The 22,265-nt window shown below is 61.1% G+C and carries 9 protein-coding genes; 2 read left to right on the top strand and 7 right to left on the bottom strand.

The genetic code is table 11. The features are described 5' to 3' along the window. The 5 genes from QFI97_RS10825 to QFI97_RS10805 are packed head-to-tail and all read right to left on the bottom strand — an operon-like array spanning window position 1 to window position 17,969. On the bottom strand, window positions 1-765 hold the full coding sequence (locus QFI97_RS10825; protein ID WP_095101253.1) for a thioesterase II family protein: 765 nt from the start codon (window positions 763-765) through the stop codon (window positions 1-3). Beyond that, complete coding sequence (locus tag QFI97_RS10820) at window positions 762-1,853, bottom strand: Gfo/Idh/MocA family oxidoreductase (RefSeq protein WP_346431139.1); 1,092 nt, start codon at window positions 1,851-1,853, stop codon at window positions 762-764. Before QFI97_RS10820 ends, QFI97_RS10825 begins: the two co-directional genes overlap by 4 nt. Next, window positions 1,850-2,977, bottom strand: a complete 1,128-nt coding sequence (locus QFI97_RS10815; RefSeq protein ID WP_346431138.1) for a saccharopine dehydrogenase NADP-binding domain-containing protein — start codon at window positions 2,975-2,977, stop codon at window positions 1,850-1,852. Before QFI97_RS10815 ends, QFI97_RS10820 begins: the two co-directional genes overlap by 4 nt. After that, complete coding sequence (locus QFI97_RS10810) at window positions 2,977-8,394, bottom strand: non-ribosomal peptide synthetase (RefSeq protein ID WP_346431137.1); 5,418 nt, start codon at window positions 8,392-8,394, stop codon at window positions 2,977-2,979. Before QFI97_RS10810 ends, QFI97_RS10815 begins: the two co-directional genes overlap by 1 nt. Next, the gene (locus QFI97_RS10805; RefSeq protein ID WP_346431136.1) at window positions 8,391-17,969 is read right to left on the bottom strand and encodes a non-ribosomal peptide synthetase; all 9,579 of its coding nucleotides are present in this window, start codon (window positions 17,967-17,969) and stop codon (window positions 8,391-8,393) included. Before QFI97_RS10805 ends, QFI97_RS10810 begins: the two co-directional genes overlap by 4 nt. 599 nt (window positions 17,970-18,568) lie before the next feature. On the opposite strand from QFI97_RS10805, the gene QFI97_RS10800 reads away from it, so the two are divergent. Further along, window positions 18,569-19,282, top strand: coding sequence for a 4'-phosphopantetheinyl transferase family protein (locus QFI97_RS10800; RefSeq protein WP_346431135.1), 714 nt, complete (start codon window positions 18,569-18,571; stop codon window positions 19,280-19,282). Window positions 19,283-19,562: 280 nt separating this feature from the next. On the opposite strand, the gene QFI97_RS10795 is transcribed toward QFI97_RS10800, so the two are convergent. Both QFI97_RS10795 and QFI97_RS10790 read right to left on the bottom strand, forming a co-directional pair. Next, window positions 19,563-20,522 carry a quinone oxidoreductase family protein gene (locus tag QFI97_RS10795; protein ID WP_346431134.1) on the bottom strand — a complete coding sequence of 320 codons (960 nt, stop codon included), beginning with the start codon at window positions 20,520-20,522 and terminating at the stop codon, window positions 19,563-19,565. A 229-nt stretch (window positions 20,523-20,751) separates the two neighbouring features. Then, window positions 20,752-21,141 carry a RidA family protein gene (locus tag QFI97_RS10790; RefSeq protein WP_095101239.1) on the bottom strand — a complete coding sequence of 130 codons (390 nt, stop codon included), beginning with the start codon at window positions 21,139-21,141 and terminating at the stop codon, window positions 20,752-20,754. 141 nt (window positions 21,142-21,282) lie between these two features. Between QFI97_RS10790 and QFI97_RS10785 the strand changes: the two genes are divergently transcribed. Continuing rightward, on the top strand, window positions 21,283-22,203 hold the full coding sequence (locus QFI97_RS10785; protein WP_346431133.1) for a LysR family transcriptional regulator: 921 nt from the start codon (window positions 21,283-21,285) through the stop codon (window positions 22,201-22,203). Window positions 22,204-22,265 lie beyond the last annotated feature (62 nt).

Genomic DNA, 22,265 nt, shown 5'->3' with positions numbered 1-22,265 from the left:
TTATCCTTCACTGAACAAGGGTGAGAACTGCCGTAATGCCTGCCGCACGCAAGCCACCACGGCGGCACGCTGGCTGGCAATGAAAAAGTGATCGCCTGGAAAACGATGCACGATACTTTCAGCTGAGGTGTATGCCGCCCAGGCCTCGGCTTGCGACAGAGGCAGTTCACCGTCGCCTTCGCCGCTCAACACCACTATCGGGCAGGTAAGCAAACGCGCAGGCTGCGGGCGGTAATTCTCAATCAGTCGGTAATCATTGCGGATCGCCGGCAGCAGCAGCTCCGCCAGCTCTGGTTGTTCGCGCAGCGTCTGGTTATCGTCGCTGAGGCGCAGCAGTTCCTCGATAATTTGCCGATCGCTACCCAGATGAATGCCGCTATCCAGCGGATGAAAATCCGGCGGCTGGCGGCCTGAGACGATCAGCAGTTCTGGATGCCGGCCGTGGGCGGCCAGCGACTGCGCCAGCTCATGGGCGATGGCACCGCCCATACTGTGTCCGAGCAGGGCAAAACGGCGTCCCGCCAGATGCGGCAACAGCTCCTCCTGCAAGGCGGTCAGCAGCTCGGGCATATTGTCGATGAAGGGCTCAGCGAAGCGGTCCTCGCGTCCCGGATACTGCACCACTGCCAGCTCCGCCTCAGACGCATCGAACAAATAAGGCCACGGGCGAAACGTACTGGCCGCCCCGCCGGCATGGGGTAAGCAAACCAGCAACAGCGGCGCAGCGGGTGCGGGCTGGTAAAAGCGTAAAAAATGCTGACTCATCGCGGGGTCTCCTCAGTTAACCGATCAATAAGCGGCAGGATGGCCGGCGTGTCGGGATAAATCAGTTCTGGCGGCCCCAGCACCGATGACACCCGATGCCAGAATCCGGTCACGCCCAGCGCCCATTGCACCTGCTGCTGCGCCAGCGCAGGGGCGTCGATGGAACGCTGAAAATCCGCCACCGCGCAATTAATGGCCTGCGGCCACAGCTGTTCGAAAATCTCGCTGAAGCTGACGGCTTCGCTGCCAGGCAAAAGGGTGCTGCTGGCTGCCGATAAACGTTCTGTCCCCTCGCCCTCCAGCACCAGGCGATGGGTTTCATCACGGTGGGTATGTAATCTGGGGCTCCAGATCGCCGGGCCGTGGGTATCCGCGAGTGCCAGTACGCCGCTTTCGGCGGTGATGGTCAGGCGGTGCAGCAACAGCGCGTGGTTGTCGGCGTCTGCCGGATGGATTTGGTTCTGAACACGCAGCGTCAGCGGTACGCCGCCGATACTGCCGTGCAGGCAGGTATAAGGTCCCACCTGGCGGGGCTGCATCAGCTCCAGCTGCGCCGGGCGCAGTTTTCCCAGCGCGCGCGCAATCACATCCAGCAGCGGGTAGAGAACCTGCGCGCCGCACACGCCTTCAATGTATTGCACCGGCTGGCGCTGACGCAGAATCTCGGCCGCCTCAAGAAAGCGGCGGATGGGGGCAACAAAGGGGTAGAAGGCATTGATGCCAAAACGGACGCGATGCTGGTGCGCCGTGCGCAGGCAATCGGCCAGCTCGTCAGGATGAAGCGGATGCTCCTGCAATACATGAATGCCCCGCGTTAACAGCTGGCCGGCGATTTCCGCGCCCTTGCCGCCGGAGACGGCCGCCCTCACCACCACGCAGGCAAGGTCTATATCGGCCGGCAGACTTGCCGCCGAGGTGTAGTGAGCGATATTCAGCTCACGCGCGTAGCCCGCGGACGCGGCAGAGCCGCTGGAAAGAATCCCGACCAGTTCAATCGTCGGATTGTTGGCCAGCGCGCGCAGATAAAAGCGGCCAAAGCTGGTACCACAGACAATCGCGCGGCGGCGGGGTGTCGAAGCTGGAGTCATATCACCCCCTGCTCTGGCTGCATATCCGGCAGATACTGGCTGATGTGGGTGCCCGCATGCAGCCGCGTGATATCAGCCAGCACGGTCGCCGGGTGCAGTACACAATCGGCAAAATGCACGCCCGGCGCAATCTCGCCGCGCATCAGGCTCAGAACGGTACTGACGGCGGTGGCGGCGGTGAGCGCCAGGCTGCTGTCCGTGCGCACCACGACGCGCCGACGCCGCTCCCCCTCCTGCTGCCAGTCAAACACCATCTGGTAATAAGGGGCGTAGCCCGCCAGATCAATTTCACTGGCCTTCTCCACCGCTGCACGGGCAAGCGCGAGACTCTGCGATGTGCCATCCACCTTGCCGCGCAGCCCGGTCAGGGTTTCGCGCAGGCATTGACCGCTGAAAACGTTGTACCAGCTCAGAGCGGAGAGATGATGGCGCAGCGCCAGCCGCTCGGCGTCGGCGCTCAGCCAGGGCAGTAACGTAACGTGGCCGGTGAAATGCGCCAGCGTATCCGTCTGCTGCGTTGACAGAACGTGGCGTGCGCGACGGCCGAGCCGCCAGCCGGCACCGGCCTCGCCGTACCAGTAATCGCTGCCCTGCAACGCATTGCATTGTTCATTTAACGACAGCACCAGATCGGCGGCAGCCGCGCCGCTCACCCGCTCAATACCGCCGCTGTAGACCGTCAGATCGCCGCCAGCACGCTGGCTCATCCAGCCCGGGACCAGATTCGCCAGCCCGGGCAACATCCCGGCGGAGAGCACCGCAGTCCAGCGCTTATCGCCGGCAGGTTGCCGCTGTAACAGATGCCACGCCGGGCCATCGCCTGAGACATCCACATAATGCGCATGCGCCGAGGCGGCAGCACGCGCCACCCGATCGAGCACCTGATAGGAGGGACCGGCGCAGTTCACCACCGCGACGCAACCCCGGCAAAACTCGCGAAGCGCCGCCTCCTGCCATAGATCCACCAGCTGAGCTTCCGCATCCAGCCGTGTCGCCAGCTGCCGTAAGGGATCGCGACGGCGACCGCCGAGCCGCAATGCAAATCCGGCCTGAGCCAGCCAGCGGCTGACATAGCGCCCTGCGCCGCCGGTGGCGCCGAGTACCGCGATGATGTTGTCGTTCATCAGGCTTCTCCCGGCGCGGTGTGGCGCGCGATCAGCGCAGCCAGGGCGGGCGCATGCTGACGAGCCAGGCAGCTAAAATGGTCGCCGGGCGTATCTTCAACAATGAGTTCACCCAGGCACAGCCGGCGCCAGTAGTCGTGGACGTCGCCGGGCGTACCGGGCAAGAGAGGATCGCTTTCGCTGTTACGCACCAGGATGGTTTTACCAAACCAGGGATCGGGGCGATATTGGCCCACTGACGCCATGCTGTGTCCGAACAGGGCGTAACGACTCGCAAACAACGCGCTGGCTTCATCCTCCTGATGGTAGGCTCCCTGGGCCATGCCGGCCGTCTGCAATGCTTGCAGGCGAACGGACTGCGGCTGCTGGAACCAGCGCGTCAGCGCCTGCGCGACCTGCGAATGGTCGTCGAGGCAATCAAATGCGTCTTCGGCGATACGCTGCGGGGTCCGTTGCAGGATAGCGCTCACGGCGGCGGCCAGCGCCGGCTCCTGCGGCAGCCCCAGTTTCTCCAGGTCGGCCCCGATCGCCCGGGCAAACACGTAATCCACCAGCCGCGCGTCATCCACCTGCGGCGGCTGATACGCGCTGATGACCACCAGCTCGCGCACGTTTTTGCCGCGCTCGCTGAGCTGACGGGCGATTTCCGCGGCCAGCAAGCCACCGAGGCAATATCCCAGCAAAGTGAAGCTTTCCCCCTGCGCTGACAACGCATCGGCATAGTGGCCGGCCAGCGTAACCAACGCCTCATGCGGCGCCAGCGCCATAAACGCCTGCTGGCTGGGCAGTTCGAGACCAACGCCGCGGGCAAATAGCGACTTGTCCAGGCTCGCCAGCAGATGCTGATACGGCTGGAGATTGCCCGTACCGGCGTGAAGCAGCACGCAGCAGTGGCGGTGATAATCCTGCGGGCCCCACAGTGGAACCAGCACGGCGCGAGCCTGCTGTTGCTGCTCACTCTGCGTCGCGCTGCTGCGTAGCAAATCCGCCAGCGCCATCACCGTGGATTCCCGCAGCAGATGGCGCAGCAGGGTTTCCCATTCGAAATGAGCCGCCGCCGCGACCCGGGCGCGCAGACGTCCGATCATGCGTGATAACAGCAGGGAATCGCCGCCCAGCGCATAGAAGTCAGCATCGCGCTGCACGTCCGCCACTCCCAATACTTCCGCCCAGACGGCGGCAATCTGCTGTTCCAGCGCATCGCGCGGGGCGTTACCGCTGCCTGCCTGCTCCGCCCTGGTCAGCTGCTGCGGCGCGGCGCTCAGCAGCCGCTGACGATCGGTTTTACCGTTAGCCGTACGCGGCAGACGATCCAGCAGATGTAGATGCGCAGGCACCATATAGCCCGGCAGCCGATCGCGCAGAAAATCCCGCAGCTCATCGCGGCGGAGGCTGGCGCGGTCCGTTTTGAACCGGGCGATAAATACCCCCTGCCCGGAGCTGGACAGCGCGCTTTCCGCCGGCGGGGCGCAATCAGATATCGTCGCCCCCGCCTGCGCCAGCAGGTCAAGCCACTGCTCGCGGGTGAAGAACGTTTGATCGGTGTTGGCGCGCAGGTCCGTAAAGCCCGTCAGCTCCGGGAAGAACTCCATCGAAACCAGCAGCGGGTAGTTATGACGACGGAAAGGTTCGATAAACACCAGCGTACCGCCGGGCGCCAGCAATGAGGAGAATTGCGCCAGCACGTCACCGGCGTTACGGGCGTTATGCAGCACGTTGGCGCACAGGATCACATCAAAGCTATTCGCCGCCATCCCCTGCCGCCCGGCATCTTCGTTCATGTCAAAAATGCCGTAGTGCATCCACGGATAAGGGGCGAAAAGCTTACGCGCTTCAACGAGGAAGAACTCTGACAGATCGGTAAACCAGTATTCAGGCTGCCAGGGCGCCAGAGCAGGCACCAAATCGCTGGCGGTCCCCGCCACGCCGGCCCCCACTTCCAGCACCCGTAACGGGCGGGCGCTGGAAGCCGCCAGCGCCGAGATCGCCGCAATCACGATCGCGTTCATGCTCTGACTGACCAGGTTATCCCGGTAGGCCGCGTGGGCGGTCGACAGCTCGCCTTCCGGGAACAGAATACCGCGGACATCGGTTTCGCCACGCAGCAGCCCGCTCAGGCAATCGCTGCAAACGCGGATATAGTGCAACGTCTGGCTGCCATAACCGGCACGCTGCTCAAGCTGTTCCACCTCGTGCCAGCACTGCTGCAACGTGGCCGCATCGCAAGGGATCAGGTCTGCGTAGCATCCCTGCGCGTCCTGGGTGAGCGCACCGGCGCTGACCAATCCGGCCAGCCAGCGGCGCAGCAGTCGCTGATGAACCTCCGCCACCCCGGTCGCATGATAGATCTCTTCCAGCGAGTGACGGGAAGCGATCGTGGCGAACAGGCCATCCTGACGCAGGCGATCGGACATCGCGAGAATCGCCACGCGATCCGCTCCCGCCATTAACGCCTCGAAAGCTTCACCATCAATCTGCTGTTCAATATGTCGCGCACGCTGCCGGGCGCTTTCCATCGCCGGCCGACTGCCGGGCTGCTCGCCCGCCGCCAGTTCCACGAATCCCAGCAGATTACTGGCGGTGCCATGACCTTCCGTCAGGCATACGGCAGCATCGGCGACAGCCGGGTGTTGGCGCATCGCCGCGGCGATTTCACCCAGCTCAACGCGGTGTCCGCGGATTTTGACCTGGTTATCGACCCGCCCCAGAAACTCGATGTTGCCATCCGGCCAGTACCGCCCCCGATCTCCGGTCAGGTACAGGCGCCGTCCGTCATCGCGGGTCACAAAACGCGCGGCGGTCTTCTCTCTGTCCATCCAGTAACAATCCGCCAGCCCGTCACCGCTGATGGCGATCTCGCCGCTGACCCAGTCAGGGCGGTCGTGCAGGCTCTCATCAACAATATGCAGTTGCTGATTGGCCAACGGCTTACCATACGGAATGCTCTGCCAGGACGGCGCGACGTGCGTGACCGGATGGAATACCGACCAGATTGCCGCTTCAGTCGCGCCTCCCAGCGCTATCAGTTGACCATCGGCTGAGATGGCCTGCAGTTGTTCCAGCAGATTGAGTGGAACCCAGTCTCCCGATACCAGCGCCAGGCGTAGCGTCGGCAGGGGCTGTTGCGTATCGGCCAGCATCTGCAGCTGGGCCGGCACGCTGTTCCATAGCGTGACGCCATATTGAGTGATGCATTCAGCCCAGTGTGAAGGATCCGCTTTTCTCGCTTCCTGCGGATAGACCAGAGCGCCTCCCGCCGCCAGCACGCCAAACAGATCGTACACTGACAGATCGAAACTCAGGTTAGCGACCGCCAGGACCCGATCCCGGGCGCTCACCGCAAAGCGACGGTTGATATCGGCAATCGTATTCCAGGCGGCATGATGGTTGATGACCACGCCTTTCGGTTCACCGGTCGACCCGGAGGTATAGATAATATAGGCAGGCTGATGGAGACCGATTCTGAGCGGCTGGAAATCACCAGCGGACGTCTCCGTACGCCAGGCGATCGGATCTACGTCCTCAGGTAATTGTTCCGGATCGTCACAGATTGCCCGGCGCACCCCGGCGTTACGCAAAATCGCCTCCCGGCGGCGGGCAGGCTGTTGCGCATCAACCGGTACATAGCACCCGCCATTCAGCAGGATGGCAAGAGGGGCGAGCGCATGGGCGCGCCCTTTCCCGCACATCACCGCGACGGCTTCGCCTGGACAGTGCCCCGCCCGCTGCAAATCCGCCGCCAGTCCGTAAGCCCGGGCGGCCAGTTCGCCGTAAGTCAGGCTCCCTTCATCGTCCCACAGCGCAATGGCATCCGGCTGCCGTTCCGCCTTATCCAGGAATCCCTGCTGTAGCAGCCGGGCGAAATCTGGCTGGCTATCCGCGTTAATCTGTTGGCGAACGGCGGCTTGTGCCGCAGGCAGCGTCAGCAGCTGACGCTGGTTAAGGCAAGACTCGCCGTCCTCCAGCAGCCGCTGGATTAAACCGCTGAAGGCATTAAACGCGTGTTCAATAAACTGCTCGGGGAATAGCCCCTCGCGCGAGTCCCACGCCAGCATCATGCCATCGGGCTGGGCGGTGACCTGGCAGTCAATCAACACCTGCGGGGTTTGGGTTAAACCCTGCTCGATACGATAGCGCGCCGGGGCCTCCTGCCGTTCCCCCTGGCCGAGCGTGCTGGTAAACACCACGGGCATCAGCACCGCCTCACCATGATGGCGTGACAGTTCACTCAACGCTTCAAGGCCTGAGAACGCGCTATGGTCGAGATCGGCAAACAGGCGCTGATTGAGGGTCAGCAGCTGCCTGGCAAACACCTCATCTCCACGCAGATCGACCTCCAGCAGCGTGACAGAGGTGAAATCCCCGACCACCCGTTCAAGGTCACGATGCTGCCCCTCACGGCGGAAAATGGGCAGGTTAAGCGTAAAGTGGCGACTGTCGCTGTAGAACCCCATCACCTGTGAGAACGCCCCCAGCAGCAGCGCGTTCAGCGTTACCTGCGCCTTCGCGGCCAGCTGGTTCAGCCGCTGACGCTGTTGATGGGACAAGCGCAGATGGCGACGGACAAATGTGGCTTTCTCAGCGGCGGCGCTAGCGGGCAAGGCCGGAGCATTGGGGAGCTCAGGGATGCGCTCCCGCCAGTATTGCTGCGCCTTACGGTAGCGCGCGCCCTGGCGCGCTGCGCGCCGGGCAATCACGTAGTCACGGAAACCCAACGAGGGCGCGGGCAGCAGCGTCCCTGGCGCAAACAGCAGTTGATCCAGTTCATCCACCAGCAGATAAAGGCTGGCGGAATCCACCAGGATCAGCTCAATCGACAACAGCAGGCGGGTTTGTCCTGCCGCGAAGATAGTGGCCGCGGCAAAAAGCGGCCAGCGCTGGTAATCCGCCGGGGCAGCCAGCATCGCTTCGCGCAACTCAGCGATACGCGCCCCGATTTCTGTGGTTGGCAGGTCTGGCCATTCGTGTTGTTGCGGCTGGAATAGCGGCACCTGCGGCAGAACGCGCTGGAATCCCTCTTCCTCAATCACCACCCGCAACATGTCGTGGCGAGCAATCAGCTGATTAAGCGCCTGGCTGAGCTGCGCAGGCGTGACGGGCCGATCAAAACAAATCTCCAGATATCCCCGACAGGCGACGCCGCCGAACGCGAACGCGCTATGGCGCCCGACAAAATAGGCCTGCTGCGCCTCCGTTAAGGGGAAAGGCGTAAAACGCGCATCGGGATCGGCTTGCAGCACTGCCCCGCTCTCCTGCTGCCTGAGCCAGTCGAGGATGGCCGGTTTATGGTCGCGCAATTCCTGCATAATGGCTTCGGTCATCACTCCCGCAGGCGCGCGAAAGCGCAGATTGTTCTCCTCCTGCCACAGTTCAATGCCCTGAGTTTCCAGTCGTACGATAACGTCAGAAATTTTCACAATAAACCTTCTTCCATACTGTTTTTGTCAGCCAAATGCCTTTCGACGGATGCGCAAAGGCCCGAGAGGGTAGCGTCAGCAAAAAAGTCTCGTAGTGTCAGACGGATACCGAAGTGTTTGCAGATTTGCGCGACCAGGCGGGTGCCCAGTAGCGAATTACCGCCAGCGCTGAAGAAGCTTTCGCTGGCATGGCCCGGCTGCGCGCCCAGCACCTGCTGCCAGATGTCCGCCAGCGCCTGCTGGTGAGGGTCGTCCAGGGACAGCGCGGTTTCCGCAGCCTGAGCGGTGAGCTGCGCCAGCGCCTTGCGGTCGATTTTGCCGTTAGCGGTGAGCGGCCAGCTGCTGAGAGAAGTGATGGCCGCAGGGATCGCCCAGCCAGGCAACACGCTACGCAGCCCGCGCTGCACCTCGTCGATCGCTGTCCCGCCCTCATAGAAGGCGTGCAGGCTGGCGCTGACGCCGCTCCCCTTGAGTAACACCACCGCGCGGCGTACCCCCGGACAACGCTGCAGCTGCTGTTCAATTTCGCCCAGTTCAATGCGGTGGCCGCGTAACTTCACCTGACCATCGCGTCGCCCGAGGAATTCGAGGACGCCGTCGGGGCGGTAACGTCCCATGTCGCCCGTGCGATACCAGCGCTGCGGGTAGTCGCCGCTAAAACTGGCCTGGGTCAGACTCCGATCGCCACAGTACCCGCGCGCCACCCCCATCCCGCCAATCCACAGCTCACCTGCCACCCAGTCCGGCAGATCGCAGCCCAGTTCATCCACCACCCTGAACTGCTGATTGCGCAGCGGTAAACCGTAAGGGACCGATGTCCAGTCGCGCGGCGGCCGGGCCGGGACCGCCCAGGCGTTGGACCAGATGGCGGCTTCCGTCGCCCCGCCCAGCGCAATGGTCCGGCACTGTGGCGCAACAGGTTCCAGCCGGGCGGCAATGTCCGGACTGACCCAATCGCCTGACAGCAATGCCAGACGCAGCGCCGGTAATTCACCGCCGCGCAGCTGCGCGATTTCGATCGTCATCTCCATCAGCGTGGGGACGCTGTTCCAGACGCTGACCCGGTGCTGCTGCATTAGCGCCAGCCACCCCTCGGCATCGCGATGCTCTTCTTCCGCGCTGAGCACCAGCTGCGCGCCCTGGTTCAATGCGCCGAAGATATCGAAAACCGACAGGTCAAAATCGAGCGCGGCCACTGCCAAAAACACATCCTGACTGCGGATGGCATAACGCTGGCAAATGTCGTCGACGGTGTTACTGGCGCTGCGGTGTTCAACTTCCACGCCTTTGGGTTCACCGGTCGATCCGGAGGTAAAGATGATGTAAGCCAGGCTGGCCGCATCGGGCAGCACCGGCTCAGGCAGCGGCGCGCAGTTGAGTAGCTGCTGCAGAGGAAGAGATATGGCGCCGTCCACGCAGCCAATCGCCCGCTTCGCCTGTGCTTTACGGCATAACAATGCCTGCCTGGCGGGCGGATGTTTGCCATTGACGGGCAGATACGCGGCGCCCGCCGCCAGTACGCCCAGCACCGCCGCTATCTGATCGACGCCGCGCGGCAGACCTATCGCCACGCAGTCGCCTTCGTTAACTCCCTGCTGCTGAAGACCCGCCGCCACCGCAAGCGCTCTTTCCCGCAGCTCGCCGTAGCTGATGCCGCCGCTCTGCCCGTCCCACAGCGCTATCCGCTGCGGGTGACGACGCGCCTGCTCAAAGAAGCCCTGATGCAGCAGCGCCGGGCCCTGCTGCGGTGCTTCGGTGGCATTGATCCGCTCGCGAACGCTCTGCTGAGCGAGCGGCAGCTGGCGCGACGGCGGCAGCTGCCAGTCGTCGTCGGCCAGCCGCTGCAGGGCCGCGCAATAGCTGGCAAACATCTGCTCCACCATCTGCGGCGGGAACAGATCCTCCAGATAATCCCAGCTCAGCAGCAGGCCATCTTCGAGGTCAATCACCTGATGATCCAGCCACACCTGCGGCGTCTGAGACAGCGTAAAATCGGGCCAGGGCGCGGCTTTCGCCAGCGCATCGGCCACGCCGAGCATGCTGGTGAACACCACCGGCACCCCTCGCGTTTCACCGCCATGATGCTGCGCCAGCTGCCGCATCACGCTGACAGCGGAGACCTCCTGATGATCCAAATCGCGCCAGATTTGCGCCTGCATCCGCAGGGCATGACTAAGCCAGCCCTCGTCCGCCCGGGCGTGGTATTCCGCCAGTATCAGCGAGGTAAAGTCGCCGATGACCCGGTTGATATCAGGATGGAGCGGCTTGCGGTCAAACAGCGTCATATTAACCACCAGCGAGCGCTGCCCGCTCCAGCGGCTCAACACCTCGGAGAAGCAGGTCAACAGCAGCACGGAGGGGGTAATTTGCGCCTGGCGCGCCCGTTGCAGGATCTTTTGCCACTGCGGCGTTGCCAGCCGGGCCTGCAGGCGGCGGAATACAGGCTGAGTCAGCGTATCCGGTTCAACCTGCGTCGGTAATGCAGGCGCGGCAGGCAACGAAGCCAGCCGCTGCTGCCAGTACTGGAGGGATTCAGAGGACGTCCCCTGCCGCTGGCGCAGGCATTGGTAATCGCGGAACTCCACGCCGAGCGGCGGCAAAGGCTGCTCAGGATGCTGGTAGTAGTGGAACAGTTCGGTGAACAGCGTCAGCATGCTGAGGCCATCGACAATCAGGTTGTCGAGCAGCACGGCCAGCCGCAGCTGGCGATCGCCGTAATGGATGACCTGGACGTCGTAGAGACGCCCGCTGTCGGGGGCGAGTTTCTGTCGCGCCATCTGTTGACGCAGTTCATCCAAAGAAGCGGCGCCCAGGTGATGCTGGCGGAAGTGGTAGAAAGGCACCTCCTGCATAATCTGCTGCTGGCCGTCAGCGGTGATGCGACAACGTAGCATGTCATGACGCAGCACCAGCTGATGCCATGCCTGCTCCATGCGCGCGACGTCCATACCCGGCAGTTCATATTCGTTGTAGCACTGCGCCGCGATATCACCGAGCGTGAACGCCTCCTGGCGGCCCAGCCAGTACGCCTGCTGCACATCGGTCAGCGGGAAGGGTTGGTAGCGGCAGGTCGCGTCATGCGCTAGCACCGGCTGCTGCGCCGTTGCTTCACGTTTCAGGCTGGCAGCAAACGGGCGTAGCTCAGGGGTGCTAAACAGGGACGAGAGCGCCCCACGGAAACCCGCCTGTTGTAGTCGGCTCATCAGGCGGGTTGCCACCAGGCTGTCGCCGCCAAGGCTGAAGAAGTTATCGCTCGCGGCAACGTGCGGCACCGCCAGCAGCTCACGCCACAGCTGCGCCAGCAGGGTCTCCGCCTCGCCGCTGATGGGCTGTTGCTCACCGGCATGCGCTGCCTGTTCCAACCGCTCCGCAATCTGTCGGGTGATAGCTTCACGATCGACTTTGCCATTGGCGGTGAGCGGGATCTGGCTGATTTGAATCAGGTGCTCAGGCACCTCATAATCCGGCAGGCTGGCCTGCGCGGCGTGTTTTACCGCGGCCAGGTCGATCGGCCGGGAGGCCACCAGCGCCGCCGCCAGCTGCCGCGTTGTGCCGGTTAACACCACCGCCACGGCGCTCTCCACCTGCGGCAGACGACTGAGCGCGCCTTCCACCTCGCCCAACTCAATGCGGTGGCCGCGGATCTTGACCTGATTATCGGCCCGGCCAAAGAACTCCAGCACGCCGTTGGGACGATAGCTGGCGACGTCGCCGGTGCGATACCAGCGACGTTGCTGCCACGCGACGAACTTCTCTGCGCTGCGCTTTTCATCACCGTGGTAGCCCGTCGCCACGCCGGCCCCGCTGACCCACAGCTCGCCCTTGACCCAGTCCGGGCAATCACCTCCCTGCTGGTCCACCACCCGGCACTGCATATTCGCCAGCGGGACGCCGTACGGCGCCGATGCCCACCAGGGATCGTCAGGCTGGATCTCATAACACGTCGAGTGAATCGCCGCCTCGGTCATCCCACCGAGGGAGACAAAACGCGCCTGCGGCGACAGTTGCCATAAATCCTGCGGCAGCTGGCGCACCACGCGATCGCCCCCGACCATCACCAGACGCAGCGCCTGAGTGAGTCCATGCGCTTGAGCAGCAACGGTAATCATCTCGATCAATGCGGGTACGGCGCTGATGACGCTGACCTGCCAGTGGTTAATTAACCCCACCCAGGCGGCGGCATCACGGCGCTCCGCCTCATCCACCACCGCCAGCGAGGCGCCACGCCCGAGGAAGGTGAAAATGTCGTAGGCGGAGAGATCGAAATCGAGGGCCGACAGGGTGATGGAGCGATCCTTGTCGCTGATGCCGAACCGCGCCGCGACGGCGTCAACGGTGTTCGCCACCGCGCCATGACTCACCACCACCCCTTTGGGGGTGCCGGTTGAACCGGAGGTAAAAATAATGTACTTCGCGGCTTCTGCAGGCTGCACACGGGGCGCGGCCAGGGGGGTCGCCTGTAATGCCTCACTAAGGCTGGTTACCGCTACGCCCTGCGGCCAGCTGAGCTGATGCAAACTGTTTTCATCGCACAGCACCCGCTTTACCCCGGCATCGCGATAGACCACCGCGCGGCGCGCTTCCGGTAAACCGATGCCGGAAGGGACATAGCAGCCCCCCGCAGCTAACACGCCCAGCACCGCGACAATTTGCCGGGGGCCTTTTGCATGGGTGATGGCGACTCTGTCGCCGGGTTGTATCCCTCGTTGCTGCAGATAGCCCGCAACCGCCAGCGCCTGTTGCGCCAGGGTGCCGTAATCCATCCGCCCTTCCCGGCCCCAGAGCAGCGCGGTGGCGTCCGGATGTTGATGGGCCTCGGCAAAGAAGCGCAGGTACAGCGGCCGTGAATCCGGGAAGGAGAACGCGGTCTGATTGGTGAGCCGGCGTACCTGCTGCTGGCTCTCCGGTAATGGCAGCGTCACCGGCTGGCGCCAGTCGGATTGGGTTAGCTGCGCCACCAGCTGACAGTAGCTGCTGAACATCGCCTCGATCATGCCCGCCGGGAATAACGCCTCCAGCGCATCCCACTCCAGCAGCAGACGCCCGCGCGACTCGCTGATTTTTGCGTCCAGCCACACCTGCGGCGTTTGCGTGATGGCGTAGATTTGTTGGGGGAAGGCATCCGAAAGATCGAGCGACGCGTCTTTATCCAGCCCGATAACGCTGGTGAACACCACCGGCATTGAGGCCATAGTCTGACCTTTCTGGCGGGCCAGTTCGCGCAATACCCAGATCCCGGACACTCCGCGTTGCGCCAGGGCCGCCCCTTCCTGCTGCTGCAGGCGACGGGCCGCGGCAAGGAAATCGCCTCCGGCGCTGCTTTGATAACCCAGCAGCAGAATTGAGGCGAAATCACCGACCACATGGTTAATCTGCGGATGGCGCGGCTGACGATCAAACATCGTCAGGTTGATGGCCAGCGCGGTCTGGTTGCTCCAGCGAGCCAGCACTTCGCCATAGGCCGCAGCCAGCACCACGCTCGGCGTAATGCCGTAACTTTTCGCCACCGCCTTTAACTGCTGCCAGCGGCCGGGAGATAACTCGTGACTCCAGCGACGAAAACGCGGCTGTTGCAGGGTTTCAGGCGCGACCGCCAGCGGCAGCGCGGGACGTTCCGGCAACGTTGAGAGATGCTGCTGCCACCATGCCTGCGCCTGCCGCTCGCGCTCCGCAGCGGGCCGATTTTGCAAGACATAGTCGCGGTAGCGGATGGACAGTTCCGGCAGGCTGGAGCAGGGATCGCGATACAGCCGATCCCATTCAGTAAACAGCACCATGATGCTGCGGCCATCCAGCATCATACTGTCCAGGCTGACGAATAAGCGCTGGCGCTGCGCATAATGGGCGACATGGATGGCGAACAACGGCCACTGACACGGATCGTAAACCTGATGCGACAATGTTTCGCGCAGGGTTGCCAGTTCAGCCTGTGCATCTTCGTTCAACCAGTGCTGCTCAATTTCCCACGCGGGAAGCTGCTCCGCGACCTGCTGCTGCCCCTCTTCCGTTACGCGAACGCGCAACATGTCATGACGCAGCATCAGCTTACGCCAGGCCTGTTCTAGCCGCACGACATCCAGCCCCTGGCCGTCGAACTCAATGTAGAAGTGCGACCCTACCGCCCCCAGCGTCATTTCCCCGGAGCGACCTATCCAGAAAGCACGCTGGATATCGCTGAGCGGGAACGGCTGATAACGATTGGCTTCATCGGCGCTAAGCGGCTGGTCAGGTACCTGATGCTGGCGTCGCACATGGGCGCAAAATGCCGCCAGCGTTGGCGTGGCGAAGAGTTCGGCCAGGGGGGCGGTAAGGCTCTGTTCATGCATCCTGGCGATTAGGCGCGTGGCGATCAGGCTGTCGCCCCCCAGCACGAAGAAATTGTCCTCGCGTCCCACCTGCGCGACCTGCAGCAGCTGCTGCCATAGGGCGGCGACCCGTTGCTCAATCTCCCCTTCGGGAGGCTGAAATTGTCGTTCAGCGCTCGCCAGCTGCCGCTCTGCCTGCTGCTGCAACGCGCGACGATCCAGTTTACCGTTCGCCGTCAGCGGCATTTCTGCGAGGAACTGATAGTGTTCCGGCACGGCATAGGCTGGCAGCTGGGCCTGTAGCCAGCTGCGCAGCGTTGCATGACTCAGGGGTTGCAACGTCACCAGGCTGGCGCACAGCTGTCTGGCAGCCGGCGATACGATGCCAACGCTTGCCTGAAGCACCTGGGGATGGCTGAGTAACGCGGTTTCAATCTCACCCAATTCAATACGGTGGCCGCGTATTTTAATCTGCTGGTCGGTACGCCCAATGTACTCAATGATGCCTTCAGGCCAGTAGCGTACCCGGTCACCGCTGCGATACCAGCGGCGGCCAGCATCCTCAACAAACTTTTCCGCGGTACGGACAGGATCTTTCAGATAACCCAGAGCCAGGCCGGGTCCGCTAACCCACAGCTCGCCGCCGACCCAGGCCGGGCAATCGCGACCGCGATCATCGACGATACGGCAATGCATATTTGCCAGCGGCTGCCCGAAAGGCACCGCTGACCATCGCGTATCATCCGGCTGCAGGACAAAAACCGTTGAGTGGATAGCCGCTTCCGTCATCCCGCCCAGCCCGACAAATGCAGCCTGCCCGGTCAGCGACCACCAGCGCGAGGCCATCTCCGCCGGGATGCGATCGCCCCCCATCATCACCAGACGCAGCGATGGCAGGGGTTTGTCGGCCGCGGCGGTGAGGATCATATCCAATAGCGCCGGAACGCAGCTGATGATCGTGACCTGCCAGCGCTGTAACAACGCCACCCACGCGTGGGCATCCCGGCGCTGGAATTCATCGACCACCACCAGACCCGCCCCACGGCTCAGGCTGGCGAAGATATCGTAAGCCGACAGGTCAAAATCCAGCTCAGAAAGCGAGATGGTGCGATCCGCCGGCGTGAACCGGAACAAGCCGTCGACGGCATCAATGGTATTGGCTACCGCGCCATGTGAAACGGCCACGCCTTTTGGCGTCCCCGTCGATCCGGATGTGAAGATCGCGTACATGGCCTGCTGAGGCGAAACCGGCAGGCAAGATTGCAATGGCGGGCTGGCTAACGCCGCGCTGAGCGGCACCACGGCCACCCCTTCAGGCCATGACGGCTGGCAACCGGGCCGATCGTCGCTCAGGACCCACCGCACGTCAGCCGTCTGATACACCTGCTGGCGGCGTTGTAACGGCACATCTATCCCGCAGGGGACATAGGCTGCGCCGGCGGCCAAAATACCCAGCGCGGCGATGACCTGCCCGATGCCCTTCCCCATGCTGACAGCAACGTAGTCGCCTGCCTTCACGCCCTGCTGCTGCAGATATCCGGCAACGCATAACGCCTGATGCGCCAGCTCGCCATAGGTCAGTTGCTGCTTATCCCCCCACATCAGCGCAATCGCCAGGGGCCGTTGTTGAGCCTGGTGGAAAAAGCGCTGATGGAGCGGGATACCCGATGCTACAGGCGCTTCGGGCTGAGGGAATGACGCCAGCGGAACCGGCGTGGCAAGCGGTTTCCGCCAGCTGACGGGATCTTGCAGCAGCTGAAGCGTACGCTGACGGAACCAGTCAAACATCGCATCAATAACCTGGGGTAAGAACAGGTCGGCGCGGAAATCCCAGTTCAGCAGGATCCCCCCCTGATACTCTGTGGCCTGGGCATCCAGCCACACCTGCGGCCCCTGCGAGATTGACCAAACCGGGTCGCCCAGCGTCTGTTTGACCTCGGGTTCATACAATTCACCCAGCGCCAGCGCGCTGGTGAAAACCACCGGAGCCAGCACCTGTTCCCCACTTTGCTGCCGGGCCAGATCGCGCAGCACCTCAACACCGCCGTAGGCCGAATGCGCCATTGCCTGATGCAGTTGCCCCTGGAATCCCCTCGCCTGGGCGATAAAGTCAGGCTGGCTGGCAGGCTCAATCGTCACCAGCACCGAGCTGGAGAAATCACCGACCAGGAGATCGACCTGAGGATGGTCGGAGTGGCGGGAAAATACGGGCAGGTTAAGCACGAAGGGAGCGGCCCCGCTCCACAAACCAATTGTCTCGGAAAACAACGTTGCCAACACGACCGGAACGGTCAGCCCGGCCTGTTGACTCAGCTGTGACAGCGTCTGACTTTGAGCTTCATTAAGACAGAAGTGTTTGCGTTCAGTACGGGGAACAGCGCTCGCCGTGCGCAGCGGTAAGGCAGGCGGACCGGCCAAATCGGCTAATTGCTGCTGCCACCAGCGGCGATCTTCCTGCCACTGCGATTGCTGATTTTCACGTTTTTGCCGGAGATAGCTCTGGTAGCTGAAATTTAGCTCGGGAAGGGACGCGTCGGGGCGGGCATAGAGTGAGGCCAGTTCGCGCAGCAGAATGCGCAGACTGGCGGCGTCACCCGCGATCATATCCAGATCCAGATGCAGCCGGCTGCGCTTTCCGGGCAGCCGCGTCAGTGCCAGCATCATCGTCTGGCCCTGTTCGATATCCAGCCGCTGGTGGGTGTAGCGTTGACGATATTTTTCCAGCTGTAGCGTCACTTCCGTTGCGCAGAGATCGATTAAGTCATTCACCTGTAACTGACAATCTGAAACCGCGACGGTGTGCTGTAACCCTTCGCTATTGATGCGCATCCGTAGCATCGGATGGCGGGCGATAAGCTGCTTAAATGCCTGATTAAGACGCTCAGGTTCCAGCTCCGCCCCATCAAGCTCAGCATAAAAATGGGCAGAGACGCCGCCAAGTTGCTGCTGCTCCTGGCGACCGATCCAGAAGGCATGTTGCATCGCCGCCAGTTCAAAAGGGGCTTCGCCTGCGTTGACGTGCATGGCTGGAGGCACGGTGATGCTACTGGCCGCCCGCACAATGGCCATCCATTCCGCCAGCGTTCTTTTTCCAATCAGCTCAGTAAACCTGACGGAGATACCTGCGCGGCGCAGTTCACTGGCCGCACGCATGGTGCGCATCGAATCCAGGCCGTGGCAGATCAAGTCACTTTCGTCATGCAACTGCTCTGAGGGCACATCTAACAGCCGGGTTAACAGACTTTTTAACAGCGCTTCTGGCGAACTCATGGTGGTGATATCTCCTGTCAATAGCCGAAAACAGGTTTTGGCTATTTCCTTGCCAATGAGGAGATATGTTGGTTTTAATCACTGTCCGCCGTCATGCGTTATAAGTTATGCCTTAAGACATTTGACTATGCGAAGGGCCAAATAACAGCATCGAATCTGTGCCCTTAACTCAGAAAGGCGGCAATTATTATAATAATGGAAGGCCGTTAGACGATAATGCAGTGGTCGGATTATCGGGATTCGTGCCGTGGACCCTGTGCCCCAGCCTATATTGTCGGCAGAGAAAAGCGCGCTCCTGCCTGCTCCATCAATTCCCGGTGCTGAAAATCAAAACCGCCCCGGTCAGGGCTGATACGATTTTTTATTTTATCCGCCAATGTGGCGGCGGCCGATCGCAGCGATGCAAGCGCCGGATATCCTGTTCAATGACATGGATAAGCGCTCACCCGTTCCCCGATAAATGCCCTGCTTTGCAAACAAGCTGATTTTCCGCGCCCGACGCCTGACATTTTAAACCACAATAAAATTGCTAAAACAGACGGGGCCGTATAGCATCAATAGAATATATCTCCAGCTTCAATCATGGTGTCATTTTAATCATGTTTGTGTTTACAAAAAAGTTACCTGATGGCAAATTCATTCGTTCACATAGAACCGGCCATCTTATTCACGAACCCTCAATAGGTGTTTGTGAGATAGCGTTTCAAACAAACAACTATCGCGATGCACTATTCACAGAGCATTCAATTCAGTTTCCAGAAAAGCTCTTCGCCGCGGTAGCAAAGCGTCGTTCCGAATATCTGTGCGGGCGTCTTGCAGCTCAAACGCTATTACACGAAAAACAAATTTACGCACAGATAACCCAATCAACAGACGGGGCACCAATATGGCCTGGGGGATGGCTTGGTTCTATTTCTCATACAGATCACTGTGCGATAGCGGTTATAGCCCCGCAAAATAAACGATGCATTCTCGGTATTGATATTGAGAATTTTAACCCCGAAGCGCTGGACGAAATAGCCGGGACGATCGCTCAAGAAAGTGAGCGAAAACGCCTGGCGAAAAGTGAAATAGATTATAATATTGCATTACACATCGCGTTTTCGGCAAAAGAAAGTCTCTACAAGGCGCTATATCCCCAGGTGAGACAAATTTTCGGTTTTGAAAGCGCCATAATTACCGATATAAACACGCACAAGCAAACCTTCAGTATACAGCTGACACACGCCCTGACTCCCGCGCTTCCAGCTGGATTCCAGCGCACCGGTTATTATCAACTCGATAAAGACAAAGTCGTTACCGTTATTTACTAAGATATCATTATTATAGCCTTACCCGATTTAATACCGATGCCGGATGTTAATAATAAAATCCTTATGTCACCAATAAAACAGATGACTATGACAAAAGATCTCTAAAAGTGAATGGTTCGTTTTAGCGGGATATTTACAGTCTCCCTGCCTGAAGTAAGGCAGCTGCGTGAAGGTATCCGCAAACCTGGACGACGTGACGGCAGCTCCAGCATGATCCGAATTTCAGGATCGGCCAGAACCACCTAATTCACCCCGCGCACTCACGCAGCTCAAACGCGCCTCATGGCTTCATAACGATGCGGCCCAGCGGTTTTGCGGTCTCGGCGAATTCGTGAGCCTCGGCAGCGTTGGTCAGGGGGAATATGCGGTCGATGACAACCCTGATGCGCCCTGCAGCTACGGCCTGCAGCATGTCGTCCACACTTGAGCGAACTCCGGGCCTTTCAAAAAGAGGTCCCATGAATACCCCCATGAGCGTCTGGTTGGACTGCATTGGCGGCCACAGGTCGACAGTCAGGCAGCCACCCCCCGCATTACCGACGAAGACGAGACGTCCTTCCGGGGCGAGTGCAGAAAGTGAAGCAGGCAACGTCGTCCCCACAGGATCGATGACGAGGTCAACACCGGCGCCGTGGGTGAACTGTCGGACACTGTCCACCACGTTATTCGCGGCGCGATCCACGACGTGGTCGGCGCCAAGTTCAAGCAGCCGGCTCCTGCGCTGCGTTCCGCTTGCCACGGCGATGACCGTCGCGCTTGCCTGTGAGGCAAGCTGAACGGCCGCGAGACCCACGCCGCCGGCTGCCGCCTGAATAAGGACGGTTTCTCCGTGCCGAAGCATGCCCCGCGTGAAAAGGCAGTGATGCGCGGTGCCGAAAGAGATCGGGAGCACCGCCGCTTCTGCCGCCTCCACCCCATCGGGTATCAGCCACGTTCGTTCCGCGGGCACGGCCCAAAGCTCCGCATGCGACCCCTGCATGTTAAAAGCAGCGACCCGGTCCCCAACCGTACGGCTACGGACGTTCGATCCGACAGCGACAATCGTGCCCGCGGCCGCGTAGCCGACGATCCATGAAGGATGAGGCGGCGGCGTTGAACGGCGGTTGATCAGATCCCCCCCTTCAATCGAGATAGCCTCGACAGAAATCAGGACGTCGTCAGGTCCCGCGACCGGATCGGGGATATCGACATATTTCAGGACGCCGGGCGCGCCTTGCACGTCATAAACCGCTGCTTTCATAAATTTTCCTCTGTCTCATCAGTCAATCCAGACCGATCCGGCTCCTGGCACATCAGAAATCTCCTCGACCTCTGACCGGTAGGCAGCCACAACCGCTATTCGGCGGCATTGCATTAACTCACTGCCGCATTCCCCGCGGTGGGTTTTCGTCGATGCTGCCAGGCCGTAATGGCCACAGTCCGCGCAGGCTGCCCTGCTGAATTTTCGACTGTCCGAAGATCCGTAACGCTTACGGCAGCCTGGCAATCACTTTAATCTCAAACTGGAATCCGTAAAGCCACGTCACGCCGATCCCGGTCAACGTGGGGTAAGGCGCTTCCCCCCAATATTCTGGCAGGACGCTCCAGATAGCGTCGAGGTTCGACTCGGGATCGACGACGAAGAGGGTGACGTCAACCACGTCACCGAATGTGCAGCCCGCAGCCGCGAGAACAGCATTCAGATTATCGAATGCCAGCCTGACCTGTGCTTTTAGATCCGGTTCAGGCGAACCATCCTCGCGGCTACCCACCTGCCCCGAAACGAACAGGAAACCGTTGGATTTGATGGCCGGTGAATAGCGATTGCGCTCATAGAGCGCCTGCCGACCGAAGGGAAAAACTGCTTCGCGTGCTGTCATGTTTGTACCTTTGCAAGGGGGCGAAATCTGCCCGGTGAACATAAAGACACTTTACACGCGCTGGATCGGCTGGATAAACAAGCGACTTTGTTCATCATTGTTTGTAAAATCCAAACAATCGCTGAAAAGAGAGGATAAGGAATGGATCGTTTCGATGCGATGCGCGCCTTTGCTCGCGTGGTGGAGGCCGGTAGCTTCACAAAGGCCGCCCAAACGCTGCATATGAGCAAAACCACGGTGACGCAGCTCATTCAGCAGCTGGAAGCGCGCCTGCGCGTCAGGTTGCTCCATCGCACCACCCGCAGGCTCGGCGTCACTCCCGATGGCGCGGTCTACTACGAACGCGTCATCCGCCTGCTGGCGGACATGGAAGATGCTGAAAACAGCCTGTCCAGTGCGGCGATTACGCCCAGGGGACGGCTACGGGTGGATGTGCCCAGTCCGCTGGCCCGCCTCCTCCTGGTGCCGGCGCTACCGGCTTTCCACGCACGCTACCCTGATATCCAGTTCGACATGGGCGTGAGCGACCGGGTGGTGGATCTGATCGGCGACAACGTGGATTGCGTCCTGCGCGGTGGCGAAATCAACGACCAGTCCCTGATTGCACGCCATGTCGGCGATTTGCCAATCGCCGTGTACGTCGCGCCGAGCTATGTGGAACGCCTTGGCACCCCTGCGCACCCGCGGGAGCTGGAAAACACCGACCATCGCATCGTAGGTTTTTTGTCTTCGCGCACCGGTAAGATTGATCCTCTGGTGCTGCGCAGTGAGAGTGAACATATTGAAATCACGGGCCGCTATGTACTTGCCGTGGATGATGGCAATGCTTACCTCGAAGCCGGGTTAGCCGGGTTAGGAGTGATTGCGCTGCCAATCTATATGGCGGCAGCACATCAGGCTGTAGGCGCTTTAATTCCGTTATTTACACAATGGCGTATCAGTCCAATGCCCCTGCACCTGGCGTTTCCGCCGAACCGCCATGTCAACGCCAAACTGCGAGTTTTTATTGATTGGATCATTGAATTGATGCAGCAGCATGCCCCGAATTCCAACCATAAGTAGCCACATGCAGGCTCCCTGAATCGCTCCTGCACCGGTATCAGTCGCTATGCAACCGACCGGTT

It is taken from the genome of Klebsiella scottii (genome assembly GCF_036561945.1).
Taxonomy (GTDB): domain Bacteria; phylum Pseudomonadota; class Gammaproteobacteria; order Enterobacterales; family Enterobacteriaceae; genus Klebsiella; species Klebsiella scottii.
The sequence above is the reverse complement of the archived record's forward strand: the minus strand, read 5'-3'. Positions and strand labels throughout refer to the sequence as shown.